The organism is Luteibacter sp. P4_E6 (assembly GCF_056401535.1).
In genome coordinates, this window is record NZ_JBFUJE010000816.1 from 1 (window position 1) to 1,262 (window position 1,262).

2 protein-coding genes are annotated in these 1,262 nt (G+C 59.6%); both read right to left on the reverse strand.

The window, feature by feature from the left end:
* A partial coding sequence (locus AC1DT2_RS23730) for a hypothetical protein (protein ID WP_477299141.1) occupies positions 1–301 on the reverse strand: 301 nt, incomplete at its 3' end.
* Positions 302–476: 175 nt separating this feature from the next.
* Positions 477–1,262 (reverse strand): peptidoglycan-binding domain-containing protein (locus AC1DT2_RS23735; RefSeq protein ID WP_477299142.1); only part of this gene is annotated, 786 nt, incomplete at its 5' end.

The following is a 1,262-nucleotide window of genomic DNA, read 5'->3' on the forward strand; positions in this document are numbered from 1 at the left end:
CACTGATGTAGCTCAGGCGTCCCTCGTACTCGGCCTTATTCTTTCCCGTGTCGACAACGCCTTTGGAGTTGAAGAACTGGTTGGTCCAGTCCGAGTCGGTACTGGGCTTGGCGGAACGCAGCCCCTCCAGCACGTCCCTGTACCGATCTTCCAGCATGCGTCGGCATGCCGCGAAGCTGGAGAACGTTTCAGGCGGTATGTCGTATGGACCGATTTGTGCGCTTGCACTTGCCTCGGGAGATACGGAGGCCATCGCCGCAATGAGGAGGCCGAACATCGGTGCGTGTTTACTGATTGACATAGTCCCTGTCCTTTTCTCTCGTTGTGGGAATGTAGCAGCTGATGGGTCGGCCACGTCTCCCTGACCCAGTTATCGCGCGTGTTGCCCAGCAGAAGCCGGACTGTCGTCCCAGCTGATTGCTGCGGTACTGCAACCACTCGCTGGCTTGGCTCAAGAGATCGCCAGAGTCAGCCAACTACATCGACATGCCTTGCTGGCCCAACTGGGCGCTCTGCGCCTGGAATGCCTGTGCCATCTGCATCTCTTGCTGATCGAACTTTTGAATCTGCTCGACTGCCTGCTCCGGCTGCGGAGGCGGAACGCTCAGGTCGATCTGCGCGGCCGTGGTGAGTGGTCCTGATCCGCGGATATCCAGCGTCATCTTCTCTTCGTCCAGATGCACTGTGGTCAGGTTCTCCGCGGTGATCATGTTCTCGTGACAGGCGGCCGTGAACTGCAGGAGTCGGTTTTCTGAGGCGTCAGGGATGCACCGCTGTAACTCGTTATAGAGCTCATGAGTCGGGCTGTCGGGGTTTCTCGGGTCGTTAACTGCGAGGCCAATGTTCGGCGGATTCATCACTGCCGCTGGGCGCGTCACGTTCACCTGTGCAGGCGTGCTCTGCTCGGCTTCCGGTGAGCGCATTGCCTCCAAGACCGGGGTCTCTCTCGCCGCCCTGGATGGAGCAAGCTGCTGCAACTCTGCGATGAAGGCCTGGCTCTGAGCCATGGAACGTGTCGCCTCATCTGCGTGGCCAGTGATCGGTAGATCGTGACCTGACTGGAATCTCGCCACAGCACTGAGGGTAGATGGACCATACAAGCCGTCCACCGCCAGTGCCTCGCCCTTCATATCTACGACCCCCAGCGTATTCATGTTCTCCTGCAACGCGCGCGTCGTGTCGGGATCCGGACGACCGAAAGCAGCTGCTTGCAGCGCATCCGTTCTCGGCTCGGCCTGTGTAGAGCTGACAACCGGTAGGAC